This window comes from Paenibacillus sp. BJ-4 (genome assembly GCF_020404765.1).
In the GTDB taxonomy this organism is placed as follows: Bacteria; Bacillota; Bacilli; order Paenibacillales; family Paenibacillaceae; genus Paenibacillus.
Map to the genome: position 1 here is coordinate 1 of NZ_JAIVEM010000135.1, position 25,355 is coordinate 25,355.

The window sequence follows — 25,355 nt, forward strand, 5'->3', positions numbered from 1 at the left end:
CATTATGGATTACAGTGATTAGTGATTACGGGTGCGGCATTGATTGTCATATCGAACAGTATGGGGCTACTAAGGGTTAAAAATTAATGCCTATTGATTCAACTAAAGGGCAGGATAGTTAACAACGAACCAAGTCAATAATATGGTATTTTGAACAAGAAAAAGGAGGGATTAATATTAATTACCAAGCTATTAATCTGAATGAGAAATTATCTAAGTTCAATGAACATTGGTCTCCGAAAGTCATAGGTGAAATGAATGACTATCAATTTAAATTGGTCAAGATAGATGGGGATTTTGTATGGCACGATCATCAAGATACCGACGAGGTGTTTATCGTGCTCGAAGGGGAGATGTTCATCGATTTCCGCGATGGCCAAGTAAAGATTTCCCAAGGAGAGATGTTTATTGTACCAAGGGGTGTCGAACACAAAACTTTCGCTAACCAGGAGTGTCATATCATGTTGGTAGAGCCCAGGGGCGTAGTAAACACTGGCGAGACTGAGTCAGAATTAACAGCAGTCAATGATATTTGGATCTAATGCATTTAGCTTCAGTTAGATTACATCGTTAAAGTAACGGGTAACTATAGCATAATACAGACACGACGGCAGCCGAATCGGCTACCGTTTCTCAACTAATGGGCAGTTATGCTGAATAAGGGGTAGTACCCGTGAAGCTGACACCACCCACAAAGTAGATAGGTATATATGTAATATTTCATTATCACTCCTGCAAATCAAGTTAACTTTATACGAAAATATAGATTGGGTGTATACTATGGTCTAAAGTTGCTTTTCAAGCTGCCATTTATGAAGTTGGTTAACGGTTCATTTGATGAAATCTTAGCTTTACTTCATTCATTATTTTAAAACAACCGCTAAACATGGCGACCCCCAACTGGGATGATTCTGAAAAGAAAACCATTTCGAAGTTTCTTCGATAAACGATTTTGAGATAAAAAAAGTTGATGCCAATAAGGATAATAAAAAGGTAATGACATTATAACTAAAAATGGATTTTCAAAGTTTGGAGATTCACCAGCAGATATTCTGGTCGCTGTTTTACGTTTGAAACTAAAGGAAAACAACTATAAACCTTTTTTGATGTAAAATTTACTATGAGATAAATGGATAGGTTCCGTAAGATTAATTCTCCTTTATCAGTACTTATTTCGCATCAATAAGTCGATTGATTGAACTAACGGGAAACTATAGTCAATTTGGTGTTGCAAGATCATGCCCATGATCAAACAGCCTTACGTTTCGCGTTGTATTTGTTGAGAGAAAGAGTACAGCCTATTAATGTTGTGAATGTGACTGAGCTATTTAATTCCTCAGGACTGTTAAAACAAAGAAGCGGTTATTCCCTATGCGACAGGTTTAATCGGCCAAGACCATTTCCAGGAAACTGCTGGCCGGCTGTGCATTGCTTAGATGCGGCGCGTTTGTTCCGGCAGGTGGTGAAATAAGCCCCCGCGGGATCGGGGTTGCATGGAGTCGGCGATAGAAGGTGTGCCATTCCGTGACGTCGCCCACTTTGGCTGGCGTTCGTAAGCGTCGGTAGACAACCCGACGTCGAATGCACTCACCCAGAAATGCGTTGGTTGGCAACCTGTTCATCCCGGGTTAATCGCGGATATGGAACAGGGTCACTACTTTAGCAACTGATCACGGTGTCGAAACGGAAGGAGACCCGCACGATTCGTTCGTGCGGGTCTCGGTCATGCACGGATTTTCTCGCTGATGTCCTTATTAACGTGCTGATTTATTAATTTTTACCACCCTACCCTAAACAGAGCTTCTGTTGTTGGGATTTACTCCATTAGAGCATTAGTTATCAATTTTCAAATTGTTGAGCCATTTCACAGTTTCAGGATCGGTATTTGAAAAGAACAAGCTCATTTTCGTGTCTAACGTCGTTATTAACTTCATATCCTCTAGGTTTAATTCAAAAATGAAAATATTGAAGTTTTCAATGATCCGTTCTTTATGAACTGACTTTAGAATTACAACAATTCCTCTTTGTGTTAACCAACGCAAAATTACCTGGGCTACGGTTTTATTATGCTTTTCAGCTATAGATACTAAGATTTCATTCTGAAATATGTTGTTTCTTCCTTCTGCAAAAGGCGCCCAGGACTCGATCTGGACATTGTTCTCTTTCATAATTGCAGCACTTTCGATTTGTTGGCAGAAAGGGTGCGTTTCGACTTGGTTTACCACAGGAATCACTTCATTATGGATGATTAAATCCACTAGACGATCCATCTGGAAGTTACTTACACCAATTGCTCTGATCTTTCCTTCCTGATACAGTTCCTGCATCGCACGCCAAGAACCGTATATATCCCCAATCGGCTGATGAATTAAATACAGATCCAAATAATCAAGTTGAAGTTGTTCCAATGATTTTGGAAATGCTTTTTTTGCACTTTCATAACCAGCATCCTGAATCCAAAGTTTTGTATACAGTAAAAGAAGTGGCTAAACTACTCGACCTTACAGAACATACCATTCGCTTTTATACAGATAAGGGGCTGTAACATTGTTAATGATCTGATCTTAGATAATACAAATCCCGCAAAATGGGAAAAAGATAATATGAATTGCCCATTAATATAAAATTTCTTATTTTAAAATGCGTCAAGTTCAAATAAAGAAAATGGAGTGGCTTGGTTGGGTTAGATTGTCTTTTACCTGGTTTTGTGACTGCAGGTGAGAAAAGGCACTTGTTGAAAGCATTTGCTGTTTGCTGATTGTATAATTGTTTATTTCTTCTATTGTTTCAGGATACCATTGCGAATAATATTCGATTTGGCAAAAGTAGCTTGCCCATCGACTCAAAACAATAAGAAACGCGGACCGCATCGTTGTATCGGATAAAGGCATAGTGGTAGAGCAGGGGCGACATGATAAGCTGTTGGCTGACAACGGCCTGTATGCACGCTTGTGGAAAAGACAGCATGAGGGAAGAGAGTCATAGGCCGTATGAAATCATGATGCAAACATAAAGAAACCGCTCCTGGAGAATGGCAGATCATATCTCCAGGGGCGGTTTCTTGTGCTGTTATTCAGAATCATCGGCTATGACAGTTTGTATAGGCTGCCTGTTACGAAGCAATGGTAACAACAGCATCGCTCCGACTAAAAACAAGCCGGCGCTCACGGTATATACGGTGTTCAGGGAGGATTCGCTTTTGAGTGTTCCGCCGATACTCATGCCGACGACCATCATCCCAGAGAACAAGGGAGAGAGGGCACCACCGACGCGGCCGATAAAAGCAGCTTCGGCATTTTTCATCATCATCGTGTTGATACCGATATGGATGCAAGGATAAAATAGACCGCTGAATACTTGTAATGCCATTGTTAGCACAATATTGTGCGACCATCCGACTCCAAAGGTTGCCAGTGTGCTGACCAAAAGTCCGGTCACCAGCAGCAATTGTGGCTGTACTTTTTTGGCAACCCCCATAATCAGGCCGCCTCCCACCAGCATAGCCGCTCCGTTCGCCATTAACGGCCATTGCAGAAATTCCTTGTTTTGTCCAAGGTTCTCGATGGCGATAAAAACCATTAATGGTTGAATAAGCCCGACCGCCAGCCCAATTACGGTAAATGTTCCCCCAAGCGTGCGAAGTGTACGGTTATTCCATACATAACGTATCCCTTCTTTAAGCTCTTGAATGAAATGAGTTGGTTGATCATCTATCTCAAGCGCTTGTTCATCTTGTGGAATACGGGTCAGAACAAGCGCCGAGATGAGAAACAATATTCCTGTTATAGACAATGAAACGAAAATTCCAAAGTGTTGATAAATAAATGTACCGATAACAGGGCCGATAACCATAAATAACGCCATAAGAGACTGAAAAAGGGCCATCACTCCCTGAAGCTGTTCTGGTGCTACATGCTGCTTAAATATCTTCATCGCAGACGGCTGAGAAAATTGAGATAGAATGGCCGAAAAGAAAGTAGACAGCAAAAGCACCTGCCATGACCCGTGCCACAATGCCAGCAACACGATAAAAATAGACGCGGCCGACAGCAGATCGCAACTAACCATGGTCCGTTTAGGCCGCCAACGGTCCGCAAACGTACCTCCAATGATGGCAAACAGAAAGATAGGCGCAAATTCAGCAACCGAAATGAGCGACACGTATATGGGGTCATTATGAGTCAGATCAGTTACATACAACAGTATGGCAAAGTTCCGCACCCAGATGCCCAAATTTAGCAGCGCATTGGAGGCGATGATGGTCCTTATATATGGATTTTTTAACAACAATAAACTCTCCTTTCCTGATTTTAGGGTGTGACTCCCCTAAGGATAATTTTCGATTTATATAAACAAAATATATTTTTGTCTATATAACAATAGATAATATAATAAATTAACTATTATTTAGTCAACTGTTTTTTGAATTAAGAGATAGAATGGTGCAGAATTATATTCAATAAAAATACATAATAAATATTATGTAAACTTATATGTGTACCTTAACGATCAGGAGTTGAATTGGATGTACCTTTTAAATCCATAGTGATATAATTACGCGTACATGCCTGAAAAGGAGCGTATGGAACGTAAATGAACTTTCAAGTGGACTTTTTATCTTTTTTTGTAATCCAGGTAGACGGAAAGGAAGGACAAGGCGGTAAGTCCTACAAGCATTACGCTACGATGGATGACTATGATTATGATGAAAGCGATGTTAAAAAATTTCTCGATGGGGAATTTGCCCGTATCAGTAAACGGAAGGTCGAGAAAAACCCAAGCACTGAACAGGCCCCAACCAAAATCGGCCGTTTTATCGTTGAGCCAGAGCATGATCTGAGCAGTAATCCGAATTTCAATATGTTCGCTCGGCTCCGAGCGGCAGAGAATAAGGATGATTTTAAAAATGCATGCGACGATCTGGTGCGAATGTATCTGGATACAAGCGCGGTACGCGGTGGAGCGTTGATCGTTGTACAGGCTACCTTAAATACACACTCGGATGATCCGTTTATTTTTGTGCTCAAATGCGACTTTGAACCCAAAATTGCCCGGATAACGGAAAGCAGCCTGGTTAGTGAAGTCGAAATGGCCATTTCAGCGCGTAATATGAAATCGATCATGTATCCTTACATGCTGGAGGAGGGCATGAACGATGAATGGGAGCTTAAAATTCATCAGTCCTCCCATGCCCGCTATTTTGAGGATTTTCTGAAATTTGTGACTTATGAGCAATCCATGCCGGAAATCGTCAATGAGCATGTCATGGGTTTCGTTCAGAACTATGTAGAAACCAAATGGCCAGATGCTTCTAATGAGGAAAGACAGCAGGAAGAGCGTGAACTGGAGCTTTGGGCGGCCAGTGAAAAGCGGGATTTGCAAGGGAAATGGGAACCTTTGCGGGTCGCAGAGGCTGCACAGCACATTGTAGAGCTGAAACCGGAAATTGAAGTTCGCTTCAAGCTGGATGATACGGTTGTGCGCGGGCTGCTGTCCGACTTTGGGACCAAGCTGCATATCACGAAGCTGCATGACAGATATGCGCTGATCATTGAAGGTGACGCATTTACGTTTGAAAAGGGCTTTTCACCGATAGAGCTGCTTCAACCTGAATCATTTGAAACGGTGGCTGAGCGATTGAAAGACAAACGCCGACAAGAAGCTGAGGCAGCAGATGGCGATACTCCGCCTTGGTAATTCGATTACCATGTGTGAAACCAATTGAACTCTTATATAAAATGATCAAAAAACTGGCCTCTCAAAACGGATGTATCCGCTGTGGAGGCCAGTTTTTGTTTAGCTTTTATTTTGCCTGATTTACAGATGCACTTTACTGATTTGATCTTTTAACTTGTCCGCCGATTGAAGCAGTCTTGCACGTTCCTCATCATTAAGAGGAAGATCCAAAATTTCACGTACCCCGTTGTGATCCACGATACTTGGGACACCCAAATATACGTCAGATACTCCGTTATAATCTTCCAGCAAGGTGGACACATTAAGTACAGACCCTTCGTCGCCGAGGATGGCAGCTACGATGCGATCCAGAGCCAGCCCGATGGCGTAAGACGTTGCGCCTTTGGCATCTATAATTTCATAGGCTGCATTTTTGGTACTTTCGAAAATTTCATTTTTCGTGTCTTCTTCCAGCTCCAGTGGAGTTCCCGCAACGTTGGCTGTACTCCATACAGGCAGCTCAGAATCACCATGTTCACCAATAATATGAGCATGGATACTTCGTGGATCTATACCTTTTTGCTTACCAATCAAATACCGGAAGCGTGCACTGTCCAATAGCGTACCCGAGCCGATGACTCTGCTTGAAGGCCAACCGCTGCGTTTCCAGGAGATGTAGGAGAGAATGTCTACCGGATTGGTTGCAATCAGCAATATACCGTGTGTGTTCACCTTAACGATATTATCAATAATGCTCTCAAAAATTTCAGCATTACGCTTGAGCAGATCAATACGCGTTTCTCCCGGCTTTTGTGAAGCACCCGCTGTAACGATAATGATGTCCGCATCACGGCAATCTTCATAATCACCGGCCCACACTTTGACACCACCGAGAAAAGGAAGCCCATGATTCATATCGAGCATTTCCCCCTTCGCCTTTTTGACGTTGACATCAATAAAGACAAGTTCTGACATGCGTTGGCGCAGTAGTAGAGTATAACCGGTCGTTGTACCGACCGCTCCCATGCCGACAATGGCTACTCTGCTTCGTTTGTAAGGTTTTAAGCTCATAAAATCCTCATCTCCTTCTCGGGTTGTATACCTTTTCATTTTAGAATAATCATTTAAAATTTAGCTTTCCAACTCAGTGTAACGTATATGTGTACCTCAATGCAAAAAAATATGACATTTCTCCTTGACTTCAAAGCTGGACTCGCTAATAATTAATCGAATGCTGGGAACATGCACTAAAGCGTTACAGCAACGATATTGACGTATGAAATTAGGGAAAGAGGATTATGATATGGACTTATTTCGAAAAAAAACAGGACTACTCCCGCATGAGGAAAGCGGATCGACAGGACGCTTAAAGAGAACGATGAGCGCCTTTGACCTTACGATGCTAGGTGTAGGTTGTATCATCGGTACCGGGATATTTGTTATTACTGGTAAAGCAGCAGCAGAAAATGCAGGTCCCGGATTGATGCTTTCATTTGTAATTGCAGGGATTGCCTGTGTGCTGGCAGCCTTGTGCTATGCGGAGCTTTCATCTACAGTTCCCGCAGCGGGCAGTGCTTATGCATATAGTTATATTGTATTTGGAGAGATTCTGGCCTGGGTGCTGGGCTGGGACTTGATTCTGGAATACGGAGTGGCGGCCGCCTCTGTGAGCAGTGGCTGGTCTGCGTATTTTCAAGGTCTATTAGCAGGATTCGATATACATCTGCCTCTAGCTCTAACCGCAGCCTACGATTCGACCAAGGGGACCATTATTGATCTGCCTGCCGTGTGCATTATTATGTTAATTACGCTATTGCTGAGTCTCGGGGCGAGGGAGACCGTTCGATTTAATTTTATAATGGTTTGTGTCAAAGTCGGAGTTGTACTCCTATTTATCGGGATAGGAATCTTTTATGTTAAACCTGCCAACTGGACGCCATTTTTGCCTTATGGATTTTCCGGTGTTCTAAGTGCAGCAGCCATCGTGTTTTTTGCGTATCTGGGCTTCGATGCCATCTCAACCGCAGCCGAAGAGGTACGCAATCCGCAGCGTACCATGCCAATCGGCATTATTTCCTCATTAGCGATCTGTACGGTACTGTATATAGCGGTTTCGATCGTATTAACAGGAATGGTGCCTTATACGCAACTGGGGGTAAGTGATCCTGTTGCGTTTGCCCTACGCTTTATTCATCAGGACTTTGTCGCTGGATTGATTTCAGTCGGCGCGATTGCAGGGATGACTACCGTTCTATTGGTGCTGCTGTATGGTCAGACACGGTTAATTTTCTCCATGTCACGTGATGGGCTTTTACCGCTATTTTTGTCCAAAGTAAATGTCAAAACTCAAACACCGATCCGAAGCACTTGGCTGGTCGGCAGCATTATCGCCTTGGCCAGTGGTTTGTTTCCGTTACATGCACTAACCAATCTTACAAGTATTGGAACCCTGTTCGCTTTTGCGGTGGTATCACTTGGAGTCATCGTTCTTCGTAAGAAACGGCCGGATTTAAAAAGAGGATTCGTCGTGCCATGGGTTCCGTTGATTCCAATTTTGAGTGCTCTCGTGTGCATCGGTCTGATGCTTCAGCTTCATATTAGCACGTGGATCGGATTCCTCGTGTGGCTCCTGCTCGGGCTGTTGATTTATTTCTTTTATGGATATCACAAAAGTTTGTTGAATCGTAAATCTTGATCAAATTCGTATGGAAAAAGCCGACATTCTGCACTTATGTGCAGATCCGGCTTTTTTTGTCATAAGCGCGAAAAGTGTCACATAAGGTCGTTTATGTTATAATTCTGTTTCAGATAAGCTATTGGCACGGGATTACCGCATGCCATCGAGGGAGGATTTTTATATATGAAACTGCGCTGGCGTGCGCTCATGGTAGGAGTAGTGCTGCTGACTGGCATTCTGTTTACTGCCTGCTCTTCCGAAGCCCCAAAAACTGTAACCAAACCCCCGGTAGAAGAACCAGATGACCAGGGACAGACGATGACGATTAATTCACCGTTAACTCCAAAGGTGGGCGATCCAAACGCCAAATACGTAGTACAGACGCGAATAGCAGATTTTCATTTGATCGATAACAATAAAGGTTTGGTTTGGGGAGTTACCCGTAATGAGCTTCGGCTTTACTATACGCATGATGGAGGAAAGACCTGGAATAATATTTCTCCTTCCGAAAATGTCCAATTTCAAGACAAGCTTGAATATGGTAAGGATATTAGCTTCACTGATTCCCGCCACGGTTGGGTTGTTCGTCAGAGTTTGGACAAAACAGCAACCGTTATTCTCCGAACGGCTGATGGTGGACAGAGCTGGGATGTGTCAGCACTACCGAGCGGGGACTATGTGAGTTCGATTCAATATGTGAATCCGTCTACAGGCTGGATAATGGCTTATGTAAACCTGAATAAGCAGAATCAGCAAAAATTGCTGTATCACACCACTGACGGAGGAGCCACCTGGAAAAAGGTCGTACAGAGTTCCGGCATGACGTCCAGTGAATCAGGCTCTGGGCTGCCCGATCAGGGCAGTGTGGCGGGGATGAGTTTTTCTTCCGGCAATCAGGGTTTTGTTGCAATCAATCTGGATAGCAGTGTTAAGCTGTACAGGACTTTGAATCAAGGGAAAACCTGGACTCCGGCAGTTAACAAAATGCAGGGTTGCCCGCAGGCCCAAGCAGAAGCTCAGCAGTCTCTTCAGGGAAGTAGCTCCTCGTATTGGATTCCAGTTCTTTGCTATGGGGATAACGGCACAAAATATAGCGGGCTGTTTACTGCTGATGCAGGTACACAATGGAACGCTGTGTCTTTGGGTCTGAGCAGCAAAAGTAAGTCTATCATCCCAGGTCGTACTTTTCTAAACGAAAAAGAAGGCTGGATTATAAGTCAAACTGGAATGAGCCGCACGTTGGATGGGGGAAAGACGTGGGCAAGTCTCACAGGCAACAAAGTACTGCCTTCGAAGCTAAAAGATTACCCTCGATCGGTCAAGCTCCGTTTTGCTTCATCATCGGTAGGCTGGCTGCTTTTGGAGCGTCTGGATGATAAGAAATCACTGTTGCTGAAAACGACGGACGGCGGCGCAAACTGGAGAATTCTATAACTTTTACAAAGGTGATTGCCCTAGGCTTTTTTTCTAACTTTGCAGGTTCTCATAAGACATGCAGACTTAGGAAAAAGGTGTGGGGCGTTTTATTTTTAAAAAATTTAAATTTTATATGACATTATGTGAAAAAAATCACAAGGTAACGACTACGGCGCTGTTATACTAAACCTGTAAACAACGATAGGAGTGATAATCATGAGAGCGAATCAGGATCATATGTTAACACAGTACTACCTTCAATTTTGTTACACTTGCCAAGATGCCTATGGTTGTACGACTGAAGAGGACTGTAAGCAGTGTGCAGAGCGTTACGCTGAAGCTGAAGATTGTGAAGTTCTAGATGAAACGCAACGTTATCTCCAGCTTGTACATGTGTAAATCGATGTACCATTCTGATATCGCCATATTTTGAGCCTCCCGGATCATTCCGTGGAGGCTCTTGGCGTTCTTAAGGGTTGCTATCAAATTTGGGCAGGAACCTACATATACTACTATGGAAAGCTTAGGTCATGTGAGGATGCCCGGCGGTTCCCCTATGGAATGCCTGGCGGAGAGGAGTGCGGTGCATGGGATTTGAGTCATTATGGATGTTCGATTGGCTGGGTACGGTACTGCCCGTATTTTTCGTAGTCGTGTTGGGTATTGTTGTGTTGTCTGCGGGCAAAGAAGTCGTGGAATGGAACCGAAATAAAAGGCAGCCTGTATTGACAGTCGGTTCCCGAATTACGGCCAGAAGGACACATCTCCAGCAGAGGCGGCAGGAGGAGCAAGGGACTCGAACCTATACTTTCTATTATTTAACCTTCGAGGTGGAAAGCGGCGACCGGATGGAGTTTAAGGTAACCGGAGAAGAATATGGACAATGTGCCGAAGGAGATGAAGGACGGCTTACCTTTCAGGGGACACGATACATCGGATTTCAACGTCTTAATCGCTATAGCTTGGAACAGGTTAAAATGTGATCACAGCCTATTCCCTCATTTGATCATTTACGGCCTTCTGCGATGCAACAGGGTAGGGGGCTGTGAGTGTTTCTTGTACAGCATATTTTGGTACATATATACTAGTGAAGAGTTTAGAGGGAGGAATGAGTCGTGTCATTTGAAGGACAAGTTGTTATTGTAACAGGAGCGGCGCATGGAATTGGGAGAGAGGTCGCTTTCACCTACGCTGCTGAGGGTGCCAAAGTCGTATTTGCAGACCATAATGAAGAAGAGGGCGCCGCAGCCGCTGCAGCGGCACGTAATGAAGGATATCAGGCCATTTTTATTCCTTGTGATGTGCGAAAGGAAGAAGATATTGTAACGCTCATTCGTACCACGGAGGAAGAGTACGGTACTATTCATACACTGATCAACAATGCAGGTGTGTCCAAATGGAAGTCCCCGTATGAGTTAACGGTAGCAGAATGGGATAATATTTTGAATACCAACGTACGCAGTTGTTTTATTGCGACACGGGAAGCGGCTAAGGTGATGAAACGAAACCCGGAGGGGGGTTCGGTGGTCAATATGACCTCTACACGGGCTTTTATGTCGGAGCCGGATACAGAAGCCTACGCAGCGTCCAAAGGAGCCATTGCTGCCCTTACACACGCGATGGCCATATCGCTAGGAAAGGATGGGATTCAGGTCAATTGCATCAGTCCAGGGTGGATTGAAACTGGGAATTACGAGCAATTGCGTGCAGAAGACCATCAGCAGCATCCGTCCGGACGTGTGGGAACTCCTCAAGACATCGCACGGGCCTGTCTGTATTTGACCCAATCTGGCAATGATTTTGTAACAGGTACGAATCTGGTGGTAGACGGTGGCATGACGCGCAAAATGATTTACGAACCATAAGATTGATTGAATACGTAGTCCCCAAATCGGGACTATTTTTTTTATTTGATTGTATTGGAGCTGTCACCCATTGGGCATTTGTACCATACGATAAGGTATATAATTGAGCAGCAGCAAGGAGGGAACACATTGGCTGTTATTAATGTCAACTCGGAGGATGTAAGGACACTCGCCCGACTTATGCGGGCAGAGGCCGAAGGAGAAGGAGAGCAGGGGATGCTCATGGTCGGCAATGTTGGAGTAAATCGGATTTTGGGCAATTGTCTGGATTTTCGGGGAATTCGCCTCATGAATGACATGGTCTTTCAAAGTCCTGGCGGATTTGAAGCTACCCAAAAGGGGTACTTTTATCAAAGAGCCCGTGACCGTGAAATTCGTCTTGCCCGGCGTGTCATTAATGGGGAAAAAATACGTCCGGCTTCGAATGCATTGTGGTTTTTCAGACCTTCCGGAGAGTGTCCGGGTACCTGGTATAACCAGACTAACACCGGGCGTTTTAAAGCGCATTGCTTCTTTGCCCCGACTGTACAGGATTGCCCTGCCGTCTTTTAGAGCGCTTCAACATGATTTTTGAATGGTTTAAAACCACTTTAGGAGGAATTTACATGATTTCACAGCAAGCGTATCGTCCTGTTTCTTATCCTTTCGGTAACGGGTATCCTGAATGGCCAAGAGGGATGACTCCGGTCGGAACCATGCAGCCAATGACTGGTTATCCGCCACAAGTAAGCAGTGGTAGCGCCATGACGCCGACTGGTGCAGTGGTGCAGGTTCAGACTCCGCAATTTGAGCAATCATACATTGAAAATATTTTACGCTTGAACTTGGGTAAAATAGGAACCTTTTATATGACCTATGAAAATAACCGGGAATGGAACGCGAAAATATTCAAAGGTACGCTGGAAGCAGCAGGTCGTGACCACATTATTATCAGTGATCCGGCTACGGGCAAGCGGACCGTTCTACTTATGGTAAACCTGGATTATGCTACTTTTGATGAGCCTTTGGTGTATCAATATCCCGGCGTCATCGGGAGCCCGGGCGTATCCCCGGTTCGCTGATGCCTTTATATAGATTAGTCTGCATCCTCTGCCTGAAGGCAGGGGATGTATTTTGTTTATAATCTTTCTCAAATATAGTTGCTTCCTTTGTGGTAAGAGGCGAAAAATGAAGCTTTTTGACCTAAATGACAGGGGAAACTAATTTTTATAACATTGCTTGTGGTTTGACTGTATAGAGTATAGTTATATAATTGAATATAAGCTGATGAAAATATAATTAATCATGCGGAAAAATGCTTTTAGAAGCAGGAAGGAGTGAACGTGTTGGGAAGTTGATGCTGCTTATGATGTGTTATCGTTCTGTCTATGATGAAATTATCCGAAGGAGGTGCGCCTGTCTGCCGTAATGACGGCTGATGGGGAGCATATTGAGTGACCCTTTACCGAGTATGTTTAACTTGATTATTGTTTTTGCATTAGTATTATTGAATGGTTTTTTTGTATCTGCGGAATTTGCCATGGTCAAGGTCAGAGGCAGCCGTATTGAAACGTTGGTGGAGGCGGGCAATAAAAAGGCCAAGTACGCTGCGAAAATGTTACACAATTTGGATGCCTATTTGTCGGCCTGTCAATTGGGCATTACACTGGCATCATTGGGACTGGGATGGATCGGAGAGCCGGCCATCGCACATTTGATCGAACCTGTATTTACCGCCGCTGGATTGGGAGCGGTGTATGTGCACGGAACTGCCGTGGTCATTGCATTTATTGTCATTACGATTTTGCATATTGTGTTGGGTGAGTTGGCGCCCAAAACGATAGCCATTCGTAAATCTGAAACCATTACGCTGTATTCAGCCATGCTGATGACTTGGTTTTACAAGCTCATGTATCCATTTATCTGGGTGTTGAATGGTATGGCGAACAGCCTGTTGCGTTTATTCCGTATGGAACCGGTATCGGAATATGACGATTCCGCGCATACCGGAGATGAAATACGCATTCTGATGAAAGAAAGCAATAAGAGCGGACTAATTGACAATACGGAATTGGCGCTTGTTGATAATATATTTGATTTTACCGATACGACCGCCAGGGAAATTATGATTCCGCGTACCGAGATGATCTGTTTGTACAGCAATGAGTCCAGAGAAGAAAATCTCAGGATTGCGACGGAAAGCATGAGAACCCGTTATCCAATCTGCGCCGAAGATAAGGACCATATCATTGGCTTTATCCACATTAAGGACCTTCTGCGGGCCAACACACTGGATACCCGTACGATGATTCGACCGATTCTGGCTGTTCCTGAATCTACACAAATTAGTGACTTGCTTAAGCGCATGCAGCGTAGCAAAACGCAAATTGCGATTCTGATTGATGAATATGGCGGGACATCGGGTATGGTGACGCTGGAAGACATTATGGAAGAAATCGTAGGTGAAATTCAGGATGAATTCGATCAGGAACGTCCTGGTTGTGAGCAGATTAATGACGAGGAATTTTCCATTGACGGTATGTTATTAATTGATGAAGTGAACGATCGCTTCGGACTGGAACTTGATCATGAGGATTATGATACGGTAGGGGGCTGGCTATACTCACATGTTGAGGTTATTCCTCCACAGCCAGGTCAGTCTGTTGTGTTTGAAGGGTGTATGTTCGTTGTAGAAGAGGTTGAAAACAAGCGGATTTCACGTATTCGGCTCATAAAGCAGCCCATCATCGTGGAGGAAGCAGGAGTCTCATAATGGAATAAAACCTTGCAAGCGACCTTGAACGATATGGGGTCGCTTTTTATTTTCTCTTCTTTACAGAAAGGAAATGAATTGATATGATGTTTGTGTTATTGTCAACCTAAACGAAATATATTAGGTTTACAATTAAAGAATGAATTTAAAATGATCCTGAGCGTTTTATTATTTTTCATGATCAAAATGATGGAGGTATAAAGTATGAAATTATTCAATGAGGGTTTGGATTGGTACTCGCTGGCTGATAAAGCGATCCAAGGCGGCAGGCTGACACTAAAGGAAGGCACCGCGTTATTGGAAGCAAACGATGAGGACATATTGGCGATCATGCAAGCTGCTTTCCGGATACGGCATCACTTTTACGGTAAAAAGGTTAAGCTCAACATGATCATGAACGCTAAAAGCGGCCTATGCCCGGAGGATTGTGGTTATTGCTCACAATCTATTGTATCCACGGCGCCTGTCAGCAAGTATAGTATGCTGGACAAGGAGTCTCTGCTGGCTGGGGCGCGTGAAGCGTTGGCAAGGAAAGCGGGAACGTACTGCATTGTCGCCTCCGGCAAAGGCCCAACGGATCGGGAGCTGGATCAGGTGATTGAAGCTGTAGAGGAAATTACCAGTACAATGCCGCTCAAAATTTGTGCTTGCCTGGGGATTCTCAAGGGAGATCAGGCCCAAAGGCTGGCTGAGGCTGGGGTACATCGTTACAACCATAATTTAAATACGAGCAAGGGCAATTATCCGTCCATTACCACCACACATACATATGATCAACGGATCGAAACCGTTAAAATAGCTCAATCTCACGGAATGTCTCCATGCTCTGGCGTTATTATCGGTATGGGGGAAACGAATGAGGAAATCGTTGAAATGGCCTATGCCTTACGGGAACTAGCTGCTGATTCTATTCCGGTTAACTTTCTGAATCCGATTCCCGGAACCCCGCTGGAAGGAGCAAAGCGAGTAACCCCGATTAGAGCACTAAAGGTACTGGCATTGTTCAGATTCATCTGTCCATCCAAAGAAATACGTGTCGCTGGCGGACGGGAGCTAAATCTGCGTTCGCTACAACCTCTATCTTTATATGCGGCTAATTCGATTTTTGTAGGGGATTACTTGACGACTGAAGGGCAAGAGGTCACAGCTGATCATCAAATGATTGAAGATCTCGGGTTTGAAATTGAGATGTGTGCCCTTTCAGCCGTATAATAAAAGTTGTACAAACTTGGAAGGAGCGTTGAATGATGAGCGAAAAAGTATTTATTAGTCCAGGTAAATATGTGCAAGGGAAAAATGTGATTGATAAAACGGGGGAGTATGTTAAGCCATTAGGCCATTCTGCTCTGGTTATTGCAGATAAGCTGGTTTGGGGCATCGCAGCCGACCGGGTCGTAAAAAGTCTGGAGCAGGTCGGGATAACTGCGGTAAAGGTTGAGTTTCAAGGAGAAGCATCCAAAAATGAAGTGAACCGTATTGCTGATCATGGACGAAGTGTTGATATTGTCATCGGTGTTGGCGGTGGTAAAACACTGGATACCGCCAAAGCTGTTAATGAGCTACTCGGTGCCTCGGTTGTGATTATTCCTACGACTGCTTCCACAGATGCACCGACCAGTGCGCTATCTGTCTTGTACACGGATGAAGGTGCGTTTGATACGTATTCCTTTTTTAGTAAAAATCCGAGTTTGATCCTGGTTGACACGAAGGTTATTTCCCAAGCCCCGCCACTATTCCTCTCCTCAGGTATCGCGGATGCCATGGCGACTTGGATTGAAGCCCGTGCGGTCATCGAGGCTCGCGCAACGACGATGGCTGGCGGTCTGCCAACCTTGGCAGCCGAAGCCATTGCGTCCAAGTGCGAGGAGGTTCTCTTCGATTATGGATTGCAAGCTTATGAATCTGTAAAACGCAAAGTTGTCACTCCTGCGCTGGAAGCAGTAGTGGAAGCTAATACGCTACTGAGTGGTTTAGGCTTTGAAAGCGGTGGCTTGGCGGGTGCACATGCGATTCACAATGGCTTTACCGTGCTGGAAGGGGACATTCATCACCTGACGCATGGTCAGAAGGTAGCTTTTGGCACCTTGGTTCAGCTTGCTCTGGAAAAAAGACCTCTGACCGAGGTGGAGCGATATATCGACTTTTATCTCAAGCTGGATCTGCCCGTAACTCTGGAAGATGTTAAGCTTCAGGAAGCTTCGCGCGAGGATTTGTATCGGGTCGCTCAGGCAGCTACGAAAGAAGGCGAAACAGCTCACAATCTGCCATTTGCCGTCACAGCCGATGATGTGCTTGATGCGATTTTAGCGGCTGATCAATATTCACAGGCTTATAAGGCTAAAATGGGATATAAGAACTAATCTAAAAGAATAACTTTTACAATATAAAAATGATTTGTAAAGGCCGCTGACAAGCGGTCTTTTTCATTATTTAACTTGTAGCTTATGTTATGATTTTATTGATACATAATTAGGAAATGCCGGAAATACATCTGCGGCTTACCTATTACTTGAGAGGAGTTTGGCAATGGCAAAATGGAATGTAGAAGATCACGGGACAATATAGTATTGAGTACAAGCGTAGCTTAAATAGCGGAAAAATCATTGTGAATGGAAGCGAGCAAAGGGTTAAAAGCCAGAATGCATTTTTAAACTTGATTGATTTTCCAATTCAATTGACCCATAAAGCTGTAAATGTTGTGGTCATCGGCAACAAAGCGGATTTGGCCGTGGATGGTGTATATATCGGGACTAATCAACCCTATGTTCCCGTGGGTAAAGTCCTTACATCAAACCACGAATCGCAGAGTTGTAAGCTGCTTTATTGTCTTTTTCATCATCAGCGTGGTACAAATTGTTTTTGGAATTGCCGCGAATTATTGGATTAATACGTTATAGAATATCTGTGAATCACCTGCTGAAGAAGTAAGAAGGCTCCCCCACGTAAAGCGGCGAGAGCCTTTTTTATCATTTTAGATCGCCCAATTCCCTTTGCGGAAGATAGGCTCCTCAGTACCGTCCTCGGTAACACCGTTAATGTCCATTTCACCTGAACCGATCATAAAGTCGACGTGTGTCAGACTGGAATTCAGACCGTTCGCCACCAGTTCCTCTGCAGTCATATCCTTGCCACCCTTAAGGTTAAATGCATAGGCATTACCAATGGCCAAATGGTTGGATGCATTTTCATCAAACAACGTATTATAGAACAAAATGTTTTTATCAGAGATAGGTGACTTGTGAGGCACGAGAGCAACCTCGCCCAAGTAGTGGGAACCTTCATCCATTTCTACGAGGTGCTGAAGAGTCTGCAAGCCTGTTTCGGCCTGTACATCGACAATGCGTCCATTTTCAAAGGTCAACGAAAAGTTGTCGATAATATTGCCACTGTAGCTAAGTGGCTTGGTACTGCTGACTTTGCCGTTCACACCTGTTTTGAGTGGAGCTGTAAATACTTCTTCGGTAGGCATGTTGGCTACAAAGCTATGTCCCTGTTGGTTGACGCTTTCAGCAGCTACCCAGAGGTGATCCTTAGCCAATTCGATGGTAAGATCGGTTCCAGGAGCCAAATAATGAAGCTTTTTATAGCGTTTTGCGTTTAAAATATCGGATTTGCTGGAAAGGGTTTTTAAATGCTCTTTCCACGCTTCTACCGGATTGTCCAAATCCACACGCACGGTGCTGAAAATGGCTTCCCACAGCTTATCTATTTGTTCGGAAGCAGCCAGATTCGGGAATACTTTGGCAGCCCACTCTGCAGAAGGATAAGCGACCAGAGACCAGCTGAATTTGTCGGCCATTTGATATTCACGGTATTGACGTAATTCATGTGACCGCACCCGTTGAGCAGCAGTAATTCGGCTGGACGGGATACCTTGAAGCAAATCCGGATTTTCTGCAATAACATGGAGTACTGCCGCACCATTTTCGACCTCTTCAGTCATTTCGGCTGCGTACCATTTGGGAGCGATATTAAAAGTTTCATCAGGAGCTAGTTCATACTGTAACCGGGTGATAGTCTCATCGCTCCATTTTACTTTAACCAGCTTTGCTCCGACCGTGTAGGCTGACTTAACAATCAGTCGCACGAGTTCGGCGGACAAGATGGGAGCATGAACGATCAGGGTCTGCCCAGGCTGGACATTGACGCCCACGCGAACGGCTAATTCGGCATATTTTTGCAATTTTTGTTGAAAATCTGACATGTTACTTACCTCCATTTCACGAAAAAGCCTTAAACAGGCTTAGGTTGCTTGCACATTTTTTTGCAAATTCTACACATAGCTTATATATTGTACAATGTAACGAAAAGGTTCACAAATCAGTTTTGGTACATTTTAGTGAAAATGAAAGGGCGGATAAATAAATGACAGAGCAAAATTCACCTCAGGAAGTGAAGGAAGTACATATTCAACAGGCACAAATGACGAGAGATGAAAACGGTGTTTATTTAGGCCAAGTCGTATTTGGAGTAAATGGACATCAGTCCGTATATGAAATTACATTCCACAGTAAGAGGGGGAAGGAATGGGACTACAGTCTCCATTTTGCGGGGGAGCCGAGGGTAGAGGAAGAAATGCTGGAGATGGATAGCTGGATTGAAGAAAATGATGATTTGTTCGATCATTTGCTGGATGCGGCCTGGAGCAAATTATCCGAGTAATGTAAACAGGTCTATTTTCGTGACAAGCGGATTATATTTAGCAGTGTCCGCATAATCTGCTGACATGGGGGAAGCCTATAAGTTGTGAATGACAGGAAATTCCATGTGAATAGGAGGGTGACGCTTTGGCAAATCATCTGTTCACCGAAGGAATGACGGCAAATGAAGAGGCTGCTCCCGATCTCTTGAGCTTACGGACACTGTTTGTAAATGTGTGTTTTATCGGGGAGCCGGGAAGCCGATCCTGGGTGCTGGTGGATACGGGGATGACAGGATTTACAGACTCGATTATTCGTCAGGCTGAGGAACGGTTCACTGGTCCTCCGGTTGCTATTGTGCTTACTCACGGTCATTTTGATCATGTAGGCTCGGTTATTGAGTTGGTCCAGCATTGGGCGGCTCCTGTTTATGCACATCCGCTGGAATTGCCTTTTTTGACGGGAATGAAGGATTATCAGAAACCTGATCCCAGTGTGGGTGGAGGTTTGTTGTCGGGTATTTCTTTTCTATACCCCAATGATGCTATAGATCTTGATGATCGTATTGCTCCCTTGCCTCAGGATGGCAGTGTCCCAGGTGCTCCCGGTTGGAAGTGGCTACATACGCCGGGACATACGCCGGGACATGTATCGCTTTTTCATGAGCGGAGACGGTTACTGGTTGCTGGGGATGCTTTTATTACGGTGAAGCAGGAATCGGCGCTGGCCGTTATTTTACAGGAAAAAGAAATACACGGGCCACCTGCATATTTTACGACAGATTGGCAGGCTGCTCAGCAGTCGGTGGAAATGCTGGCTGGGTTAAAGCCCAAGATTGCAGTTACAGGACACGGTCATTACATGCATGGAACGGAACTGAGAGATCAGCTGGATCGACTGGCTGAAGATTTTGAGCGCATGGCTGTCCCTAAGCAGGGGCGTTATGTGTAGTGGTGTGAGAAGGACGATGCCTTGCGAGGCGTCGTTTTTTTGTATTGACGTGGAATTTTTTTGCTGAGCATGGTATAGTCAAGCCAAAAGCAAAACGCTTTCATTAACCATCGTCATTTCATCAAGGAGGATATTTGATGACACAACAGCATGCTGCAATTGGTGATCTTTATTATGGAATACCAGCGATTCGTCTTAAATTTGAGCGATATGAAGCGGTAGCCCTGCCGGGAAACGGTGCGAATCTGATTTCTTTTCGTGACAATGAATTGGGATATTCTTTTTTGCGTGAGCCGGATGCTGACAGCATAGAGGCTTTTAAACAAAGCCCGTCTGTTTATGGAATTCCTTTCCTGTACCCTCCGAATCGGTATGAGGATGGAAAATTCCTGTGGAATGGAGTTACATATGAGTTGCCAATTAACGAGGAGGCGACCCACAACCATTTGCACGGCTTTTTACACACCGTTCGGTGGGAGGTAGAGGATTACGGTTCCGGGGAGCAGGGCAGCTATGTTGTAATGAATCAGCATGTAAGGGAAGGACATCCCATGTTCCGATACTTGCCGTTCAACTTCACTATGAAGCTGACGTACAGCCTGGATGAATTCGGCCTGCATCAGCGCTATGTGATCCATAACGAGGGAGATCAACCGATCCCCAACTTGTTTGCCTTTCACACGGCGATTCGTGTTCCGTTCGTACCCGATAGCTCGCCCGAGGATTACAAGATCAAGGTCACGATCGGTGAACGTCGTGAGCTAACGGAGCGGCTGCTGGCCACCGGACAGTTCCAGCCATTATCCCCGGAAGAGGAACTGCTGAAGACAACGGGAGTTAGTCCTTATTTTGCCTCTATGGATAATCATTACACGGCAGCTCCGCAAAATGGACGCAACTACATGGAACTGACACACAGTAAGACAGGTGCTACCCTCGTATATGATGTAGGCACAGCCTATAAGCATTGGATGATCTGGAACAACAAAGCGAACAAGGAATTTATCTGTCCTGAGCCGCAAATGAACATGATCAATGCACCGAATCGTACGGATTTGAATGCGGAAGACATCGGGTTAATTGCACTTGCGCCAGGTCATATTTTTGAAACAACCAGCCGATTGTATTGTGTTACACCTAATAAATCGAAATCCTAGCATTATTGTATAGAAATAAGCCTGCATCGTGTTTAACGGTGTAGGCTTTATTTGGGTGGACGAAAAGCTGAAGGTGGCGAGTCTAGGGCAGTAGCGTGTGCAGAAGGGGATTGAAAAACAGTTGCAAAGCGAGAGCCGGTCATAGTATGATACGAAACAGGAGATGATCAGATGAATTATGATATGGTGCCTTTTCAAGCCGTCAAACGCAAGCAAATTGCCGATGAAGTGGCTGAACAGTTGCAACGAAAAATAGCTGCTGGTGAATGGAACGTGGGCACAAAGATTCCAACAGAGCCTGAGCTCATGAAGCTCTTTGGGGTCGGACGATCCACAGTGCGTGAAGCGGTTAGCGTTCTGGTACATGCCGGTCTATTAGAGAAAAAGCAAGGACACGGAACTTTTGTTTGCCAACCGACAACCTCTCAAGAGCCATTGGATTACCGCCTAAGCCGCGCTGAAATCATCGAGGTGTATGAGGTACGGAGTGTGTTGGAGCTGGAGATTGCCAGATTGGCTGCCTTACGCCGTAATGACGAGGATTTACACTTGATGCGGGAGGCGCTGGATCGACGTGCTGCGACATTGGCCGCTGGAGATATGAACGGGTATCTCGATGCGGATATCACTTTTCACTTGGCTGTTGCCGGGGCTACACGAAATAAGGTGCTTACAGACGTATATCGCAGCTTTGTAGAGGCGATTCGGAAGGCGCTGAACAATCTCATTACCGATCCAGTAATGCAAAACCATTTTACATTGCAGCATGAGAAAATATATGAAGCAATCCGGGATCGGGATGGTAAGGCTGCCGAGCTGTATAGCATTCAACATTTGGACGGCACCAAGCTGGAGTTGCAGAAGCATATGGCTAATTCATAATTTTTTTAATCTTAAACATCTGATGATCGGATGAATATATAGCGATCTGCAAACCTGTTCTTGAGCATCTCCTAATACTAAAGCAAAGGTGGTAACTGTATGCGCAAAATATGGGTGTTGGACACAACGTTAAGAGATGGAGAACAGTCACCGGGAGTCAGCCTGACCAGCTCAGAAAAGGTGGAAATTGCCCTTCAGCTTCAAAAGTTGGGCGTAGATCGGATTGAGACCGGCTTTCCGGCTACCTCGCCTGGTGAGATATTCAGCATGCAGGAGATTGCCAAACAGGTTACCCAGGCCACACTGGTTGGTTTTGCACGCTCCAAAGAGCAGGATATTGATGCGGTAAGAGAGGCGCTGCGGGGAGCCGAGGATGCCTGTCTTCATTTGTTCCTGGCTACTTCACCTATTCACCGCCAGCATAAGCTGCGGATGGATAAGGAAAAAGTACTAGAGACCGCAGCCGCTGCCATTCGTTATGGACGCAAGTATTTCAGCAAGGTAGAATTTTCGGCGGAGGACGCCAGTCGTACCGAGCTGGACTTTATTTGTGAGGTCGTGGATATGGCAATTCGCGCTGGGGCGACAGTCGTCAATCTGCCGGATACGGTGGGATATGCCTCGCCTGACCAGTTCGGTGAAATGTTTAGAGTCGTAAAACAACAAGTGCCCAACATCGAAAAAATACAGCTCAGCACGCACTGTCATGATGATCTTGGCATGGCCACGGCCAACACACTGGCGGCTATTCGTAACGGTGTAGATCAATTTGAAGGTACCATCAATGGTATCGGTGAGCGAGCAGGAAATACACCGATCGAGGAGGTTGCATTGGCCCTCGATACGAGAACCGAGCTTTATAACGTACAAACGAGTCTGGTTCTGGAGGAACTGTATGCAACCAGCCGATTGGTGAGCAAGCGAACGGGGATGTCGGTACCAGGGAACAAGGCCATCGTTGGAGCCAATGCTTTTGCACACGAATCCGGCATACACCAGGACGGAATGCTTAAGGAGCGCACAACGTATGAGATCGTATCCCCTGAGCGTATTGGCTTGAAGACGAGTAAGCTTGTGTTGGGCAAGCATTCCGGTCGACATGCGTTCAAGGAAAAGCTGGCGGACATGGGATTGGATAGTCTGACGGAGGAGCAGCTTCAGGAGGCGTTCCACAAATTCAAAGCCTTGACCGACAAGAAAAAGCAGGTGCTGGATGAGGATCTGCTTGTCCTGATGGACGAAAGCCGCAATGTCTCCCCTCAGATTTACACCCTGGACTCCATTCAAGTATCCTATGGCAATCAGTCGGTTCCGGTAGCGTCTATTCGGTTGAGTAAACAGGATGGAACGTCCATTGATGAAGTCGCGATGGGCAACGGTTCCGTAGATGCGATTTTCAATGCTATAGATAAAGCAAGTGGTGAAGAGGTGGAATTGGAGGATTATTCAATCCAGTCCGTGACGTATGGCAAGGATGCACAGGGGGAAGTGCATGCCATCTTGAGGCAAGGAGAGTACACAGCTCGGGGAAGAGGTACAAGTACAGATATTTTGGAAGCCAGCGCTAAAGCCTACATTGACGCACTGAACAAGCTGCTGGGCAGAAAAGAAGTTCGCGCCAAAGGTAATATTTCCGTTAGCTGACTTAAAGATCAGGTTTGTAGATAGTATTTCTTTCCTCCTCTTACCTTATCGTAAAAAAGCGCTTGCAAAATATATGATAACATTTGAAATTTAATGTATAATAGGCAAAGAAGATCACCATATTTTGTCTGAATTACATAGGCTAAGAGGAGGAAATGAGTTGAACTACCGCATCGAAAAGGATACGTTGGGCGAAATCAAGGTACCGGCAGACCGCCTGTGGGGGGCGCAAACACAGCGAAGCAAGGAAAATTTCCCGATTGGTTCGGAGAAAATGCCGCTAGAGGTTATTCAGGCGTTCGCGGTGCTTAAAAAGAGTGCGGCGATCAGCAACTATAAGCTGGGCAAGCTGTCACAGGAGAAGCAGGACGCCATTATTTATGCAGCGGATGAAATTCTCGCTGGACGGGTCGATGACCATTTCCCACTGGTTGTATGGCAGACAGGGAGCGGTACGCAGTCCAATATGAATGTGAACGAAGTAATTGCCCATCTGGGAAGTCAATGGCTACAGGAGCAGGGAAAAGATGTGAAGCTGCATCCTAATGACGATGTGAACATGTCACAAAGTTCAAACGATACGTTTCCTACGGCGCTTCACGTAGCGGGCGTCATTGCAGTCGAGGATCGCTTGTTGCCTGCCATTGACAAGCTGAAAGAAACCTTCCAACAGAAGTCAGAGCAGTTTAAGGATATTATTAAAATCGGACGGACTCACCTACAGGATGCCACGCCGCTTACACTGGGTCAGGAAATTAGCGGCTGGTATGCCATGCTGGACAAAAGCAAGCGAATTATCATAGACACGGTTCAATACATGAAGGAGCTGGCAATTGGTGGTACAGCTGTAGGTACAGGTATTAACGCTCATCCAGAGTTCGGTACCCGAACGTCTGCCGAAATTTCCAACATCACTGGCAAGTCGTTTACTTCCGCACCGAACAAGTTTCATGCACTCACCAGCCATGATGAAGTCGTAGCCGTACACGGAGCAATCAAAGCGCTCGCTGCCGATTTGATGAAAATCGCCAATGATGTCCGGTGGCTGGCAAGTGGTCCACGCAGCGGCTTGGGTGAAATTACGATCCCTGCTAACGAGCCGGGCAGCTCGATCATGCCAGGCAAGGTGAATCCGACCCAGAGCGAGGCGCTGACGATGGTCGTTACGCAGGTTATGGGTAATGATGCAGCGATCGGCTTTGCTGCGAGTCAGGGGAATTTTGAGCTGAACGTGTTTAAGCCGGTTATTATTTATAATTTCCTGCAATCCGTAAATCTGCTAGCCGATTCAATTGTGGCCTTTAATGATAACTGTGCGATCGGCATCGAGCCAGACCTCGCTAAAATTGAGCACAATTTGAACAATTCGCTGATGCTGGTGACGGCATTGAATCCATATATCGGATATGAGAATGCCGCTAAAATTGCCAAACTTGCGCATGCGGAAGGATTGTCTCTTAAAGAAGCGGCTCTTCGTAGCGGGCTGCTGACCGAGGAACAATTTGACCAGTATGTCGTACCGGCTCATATGATTCAGCCTAAAGCATAAGCGCCACCTTTGTCGCAGCTAAGTCTATAAAAAACATACATCCAGCTCATGAAGTGCTAATTTAGCACAGACCGTGAGCTGGATTTTTTAATTTTCAAACATTTTTTATCCCAGGATTAGTATTCTGCATGATTTGAGGGTATATA

At 45.2% G+C, this 25,355-nt stretch carries 22 protein-coding genes and 1 pseudogene; 19 read left to right on the forward strand and 4 right to left on the reverse strand.

Annotated elements, in window-relative coordinates; all coding sequences use genetic code 11:
• The first annotated feature begins 176 nt into the window (after window positions 1–176).
• Window positions 177–542 carry a cupin domain-containing protein gene (locus LCF57_RS18950; protein WP_226002184.1) on the forward strand — a complete coding sequence of 122 codons (366 nt, stop codon included), beginning with the start codon at window positions 177–179 and terminating at the stop codon, window positions 540–542.
• A gap of 1,290 nt (window positions 543–1,832) precedes the next feature.
• Here the strand turns inward: LCF57_RS18950 and LCF57_RS18955 are convergent.
• Window positions 1,833–2,480 (reverse strand): annotated as a pseudogene (locus LCF57_RS18955) (aldo/keto reductase); the annotation flags it as partial.
• Window positions 2,481–2,482: 2 nt separating this feature from the next.
• Between LCF57_RS18955 and LCF57_RS28255 the strand changes: the two are divergent.
• Window positions 2,483–2,545 (forward strand): MerR family transcriptional regulator, encoded by a 63-nt coding sequence (locus LCF57_RS28255; RefSeq protein WP_413232206.1) that lies wholly within the window; start codon window positions 2,483–2,485, stop codon window positions 2,543–2,545.
• Window positions 2,546–3,069: 524 nt separating this feature from the next.
• Here LCF57_RS28255 and LCF57_RS18965 read toward each other — a convergent pair.
• Window positions 3,070–4,287 (reverse strand): MFS transporter, encoded by a 1,218-nt coding sequence (locus LCF57_RS18965; protein WP_226002097.1) that lies wholly within the window; start codon window positions 4,285–4,287, stop codon window positions 3,070–3,072.
• A 306-nt stretch (window positions 4,288–4,593) separates the two neighbouring features.
• On the opposite strand from LCF57_RS18965, the gene LCF57_RS18970 reads away from it, so the two are divergent.
• Window positions 4,594–5,697 (forward strand): DUF3900 domain-containing protein, encoded by a 1,104-nt coding sequence (locus LCF57_RS18970; RefSeq protein WP_226002098.1) that lies wholly within the window; start codon window positions 4,594–4,596, stop codon window positions 5,695–5,697.
• A gap of 120 nt (window positions 5,698–5,817) precedes the next feature.
• On the opposite strand, the gene LCF57_RS18975 is transcribed toward LCF57_RS18970, so the two are convergent.
• Window positions 5,818–6,747, reverse strand: coding sequence for an L-lactate dehydrogenase (locus tag LCF57_RS18975; protein ID WP_226002099.1), 930 nt, complete (start codon window positions 6,745–6,747; stop codon window positions 5,818–5,820).
• Between the two features lie 232 nt (window positions 6,748–6,979).
• Between LCF57_RS18975 and LCF57_RS18980 the strand changes: the two genes are divergently transcribed.
• The 10 genes from LCF57_RS18980 to LCF57_RS19025 all read left to right on the forward strand — a co-directional run bounded on the left by LCF57_RS18980 (window position 6,980) and on the right by LCF57_RS19025 (window position 17,273).
• On the forward strand, window positions 6,980–8,371 hold the full coding sequence (locus tag LCF57_RS18980) for an amino acid permease (RefSeq protein WP_226002100.1): 1,392 nt from the start codon (window positions 6,980–6,982) through the stop codon (window positions 8,369–8,371).
• Window positions 8,372–8,536: 165 nt separating this feature from the next.
• Window positions 8,537–9,787 carry a YCF48-related protein gene (locus LCF57_RS18985; protein WP_226002101.1) on the forward strand — a complete coding sequence of 417 codons (1,251 nt, stop codon included), beginning with the start codon at window positions 8,537–8,539 and terminating at the stop codon, window positions 9,785–9,787.
• Between the two features lie 569 nt (window positions 9,788–10,356).
• A complete protein-coding gene (locus tag LCF57_RS18990; RefSeq protein WP_226002102.1) occupies window positions 10,357–10,752 on the forward strand; it encodes a DUF2500 domain-containing protein in 396 nt (131 codons plus the stop codon).
• A 132-nt stretch (window positions 10,753–10,884) separates the two neighbouring features.
• Window positions 10,885–11,634 (forward strand): SDR family NAD(P)-dependent oxidoreductase, encoded by a 750-nt coding sequence (locus LCF57_RS18995; RefSeq protein ID WP_226002103.1) that lies wholly within the window; start codon window positions 10,885–10,887, stop codon window positions 11,632–11,634.
• Window positions 11,635–11,763: 129 nt separating this feature from the next.
• The gene (locus tag LCF57_RS19000) at window positions 11,764–12,186 is read left to right on the forward strand and encodes a cell wall hydrolase (RefSeq protein WP_226002104.1); all 423 of its coding nucleotides are present in this window, start codon (window positions 11,764–11,766) and stop codon (window positions 12,184–12,186) included.
• A 53-nt stretch (window positions 12,187–12,239) separates the two neighbouring features.
• Entirely contained in the window at window positions 12,240–12,695 is a 456-nt protein-coding gene (gene gerQ / locus LCF57_RS19005; RefSeq protein ID WP_226002105.1) for a spore coat protein GerQ, read from the forward strand.
• A 389-nt stretch (window positions 12,696–13,084) separates the two neighbouring features.
• Window positions 13,085–14,386 carry a hemolysin family protein gene (locus tag LCF57_RS19010; protein WP_226002106.1) on the forward strand — a complete coding sequence of 434 codons (1,302 nt, stop codon included), beginning with the start codon at window positions 13,085–13,087 and terminating at the stop codon, window positions 14,384–14,386.
• A 204-nt stretch (window positions 14,387–14,590) separates the two neighbouring features.
• Window positions 14,591–15,598 carry a biotin synthase BioB gene (gene bioB, locus LCF57_RS19015; RefSeq protein ID WP_226002107.1) on the forward strand — a complete coding sequence of 336 codons (1,008 nt, stop codon included), beginning with the start codon at window positions 14,591–14,593 and terminating at the stop codon, window positions 15,596–15,598.
• A gap of 35 nt (window positions 15,599–15,633) precedes the next feature.
• Window positions 15,634–16,746 (forward strand): glycerol dehydrogenase, encoded by a 1,113-nt coding sequence (locus tag LCF57_RS19020; RefSeq protein ID WP_226002108.1) that lies wholly within the window; start codon window positions 15,634–15,636, stop codon window positions 16,744–16,746.
• A 245-nt stretch (window positions 16,747–16,991) separates the two neighbouring features.
• The gene (locus LCF57_RS19025; RefSeq protein ID WP_226002109.1) at window positions 16,992–17,273 is read left to right on the forward strand and encodes a hypothetical protein; all 282 of its coding nucleotides are present in this window, start codon (window positions 16,992–16,994) and stop codon (window positions 17,271–17,273) included.
• Between the two features lie 84 nt (window positions 17,274–17,357).
• Here the strand turns inward: LCF57_RS19025 and LCF57_RS19030 are convergent, their stop codons facing one another.
• The gene (locus LCF57_RS19030; protein ID WP_226002110.1) at window positions 17,358–18,590 is read right to left on the reverse strand and encodes an aminopeptidase; all 1,233 of its coding nucleotides are present in this window, start codon (window positions 18,588–18,590) and stop codon (window positions 17,358–17,360) included.
• A 161-nt stretch (window positions 18,591–18,751) separates the two neighbouring features.
• Here LCF57_RS19030 and LCF57_RS19035 point away from each other — a divergent pair, with 161 nt between their 5' ends.
• The 6 genes from LCF57_RS19035 (at window position 18,752) to fumC (ending at window position 25,209) form a co-directional block, all read left to right on the forward strand.
• On the forward strand, window positions 18,752–19,048 hold the full coding sequence (locus LCF57_RS19035) for a hypothetical protein (protein WP_226002111.1): 297 nt from the start codon (window positions 18,752–18,754) through the stop codon (window positions 19,046–19,048).
• Between the two features lie 125 nt (window positions 19,049–19,173).
• Window positions 19,174–19,977, forward strand: a complete 804-nt coding sequence (locus tag LCF57_RS19040; protein WP_226002112.1) for an MBL fold metallo-hydrolase — start codon at window positions 19,174–19,176, stop codon at window positions 19,975–19,977.
• A 137-nt stretch (window positions 19,978–20,114) separates the two neighbouring features.
• Window positions 20,115–21,134: an aldose 1-epimerase gene (locus LCF57_RS19045; RefSeq protein WP_226002113.1), complete on the forward strand. Its 1,020-nt coding sequence runs from the start codon at window positions 20,115–20,117 to the stop codon at window positions 21,132–21,134.
• 171 nt (window positions 21,135–21,305) lie between these two features.
• Window positions 21,306–22,016 carry a FadR/GntR family transcriptional regulator gene (locus tag LCF57_RS19050; protein WP_226002114.1) on the forward strand — a complete coding sequence of 237 codons (711 nt, stop codon included), beginning with the start codon at window positions 21,306–21,308 and terminating at the stop codon, window positions 22,014–22,016.
• A gap of 99 nt (window positions 22,017–22,115) precedes the next feature.
• Window positions 22,116–23,660 carry a 2-isopropylmalate synthase gene (locus LCF57_RS19055; protein ID WP_226002115.1) on the forward strand — a complete coding sequence of 515 codons (1,545 nt, stop codon included), beginning with the start codon at window positions 22,116–22,118 and terminating at the stop codon, window positions 23,658–23,660.
• A 160-nt stretch (window positions 23,661–23,820) separates the two neighbouring features.
• Window positions 23,821–25,209 carry a class II fumarate hydratase gene (gene fumC, locus LCF57_RS19060; protein ID WP_226002116.1) on the forward strand — a complete coding sequence of 463 codons (1,389 nt, stop codon included), beginning with the start codon at window positions 23,821–23,823 and terminating at the stop codon, window positions 25,207–25,209.
• Window positions 25,210–25,355: the final 146 nt, after the last annotated feature.

Excerpts from the sequence above, each read along its gene's own strand:
- LCF57_RS18970 (WP_226002098.1), top strand. The coding sequence starts at position 4,594 with ATGAACTTTCAAGTGGACTTTTTATCTTTTTTTGTAATCCAGGTAGAC.
- LCF57_RS18975 (WP_226002099.1), bottom strand. The coding sequence starts at position 6,747 with ATGAGCTTAAAACCTTACAAACGAAGCAGAGTAGCCATTGTCGGCATG.
- LCF57_RS18980 (WP_226002100.1), top strand. The coding sequence starts at position 6,980 with ATGGACTTATTTCGAAAAAAAACAGGACTACTCCCGCATGAGGAAAGC.
- LCF57_RS18985 (WP_226002101.1), top strand. The coding sequence starts at position 8,537 with ATGAAACTGCGCTGGCGTGCGCTCATGGTAGGAGTAGTGCTGCTGACT.
- LCF57_RS18990 (WP_226002102.1), top strand. The coding sequence starts at position 10,357 with ATGGGATTTGAGTCATTATGGATGTTCGATTGGCTGGGTACGGTACTG.
- gerQ (WP_226002105.1), top strand. The coding sequence starts at position 12,240 with ATGATTTCACAGCAAGCGTATCGTCCTGTTTCTTATCCTTTCGGTAAC.
- LCF57_RS19010 (WP_226002106.1), top strand. The coding sequence starts at position 13,085 with ATGTTTAACTTGATTATTGTTTTTGCATTAGTATTATTGAATGGTTTT.
- bioB (WP_226002107.1), top strand. The coding sequence starts at position 14,591 with ATGAAATTATTCAATGAGGGTTTGGATTGGTACTCGCTGGCTGATAAA.
- LCF57_RS19020 (WP_226002108.1), top strand. The coding sequence starts at position 15,634 with ATGAGCGAAAAAGTATTTATTAGTCCAGGTAAATATGTGCAAGGGAAA.
- LCF57_RS19030 (WP_226002110.1), bottom strand. The coding sequence starts at position 18,590 with ATGTCAGATTTTCAACAAAAATTGCAAAAATATGCCGAATTAGCCGTT.
- LCF57_RS19035 (WP_226002111.1), top strand. The coding sequence starts at position 18,752 with ATGACAGAGCAAAATTCACCTCAGGAAGTGAAGGAAGTACATATTCAA.
- LCF57_RS19045 (WP_226002113.1), top strand. The coding sequence starts at position 20,115 with ATGACACAACAGCATGCTGCAATTGGTGATCTTTATTATGGAATACCA.
- LCF57_RS19050 (WP_226002114.1), top strand. The coding sequence starts at position 21,306 with ATGAATTATGATATGGTGCCTTTTCAAGCCGTCAAACGCAAGCAAATT.
- LCF57_RS19055 (WP_226002115.1), top strand. The coding sequence starts at position 22,116 with ATGCGCAAAATATGGGTGTTGGACACAACGTTAAGAGATGGAGAACAG.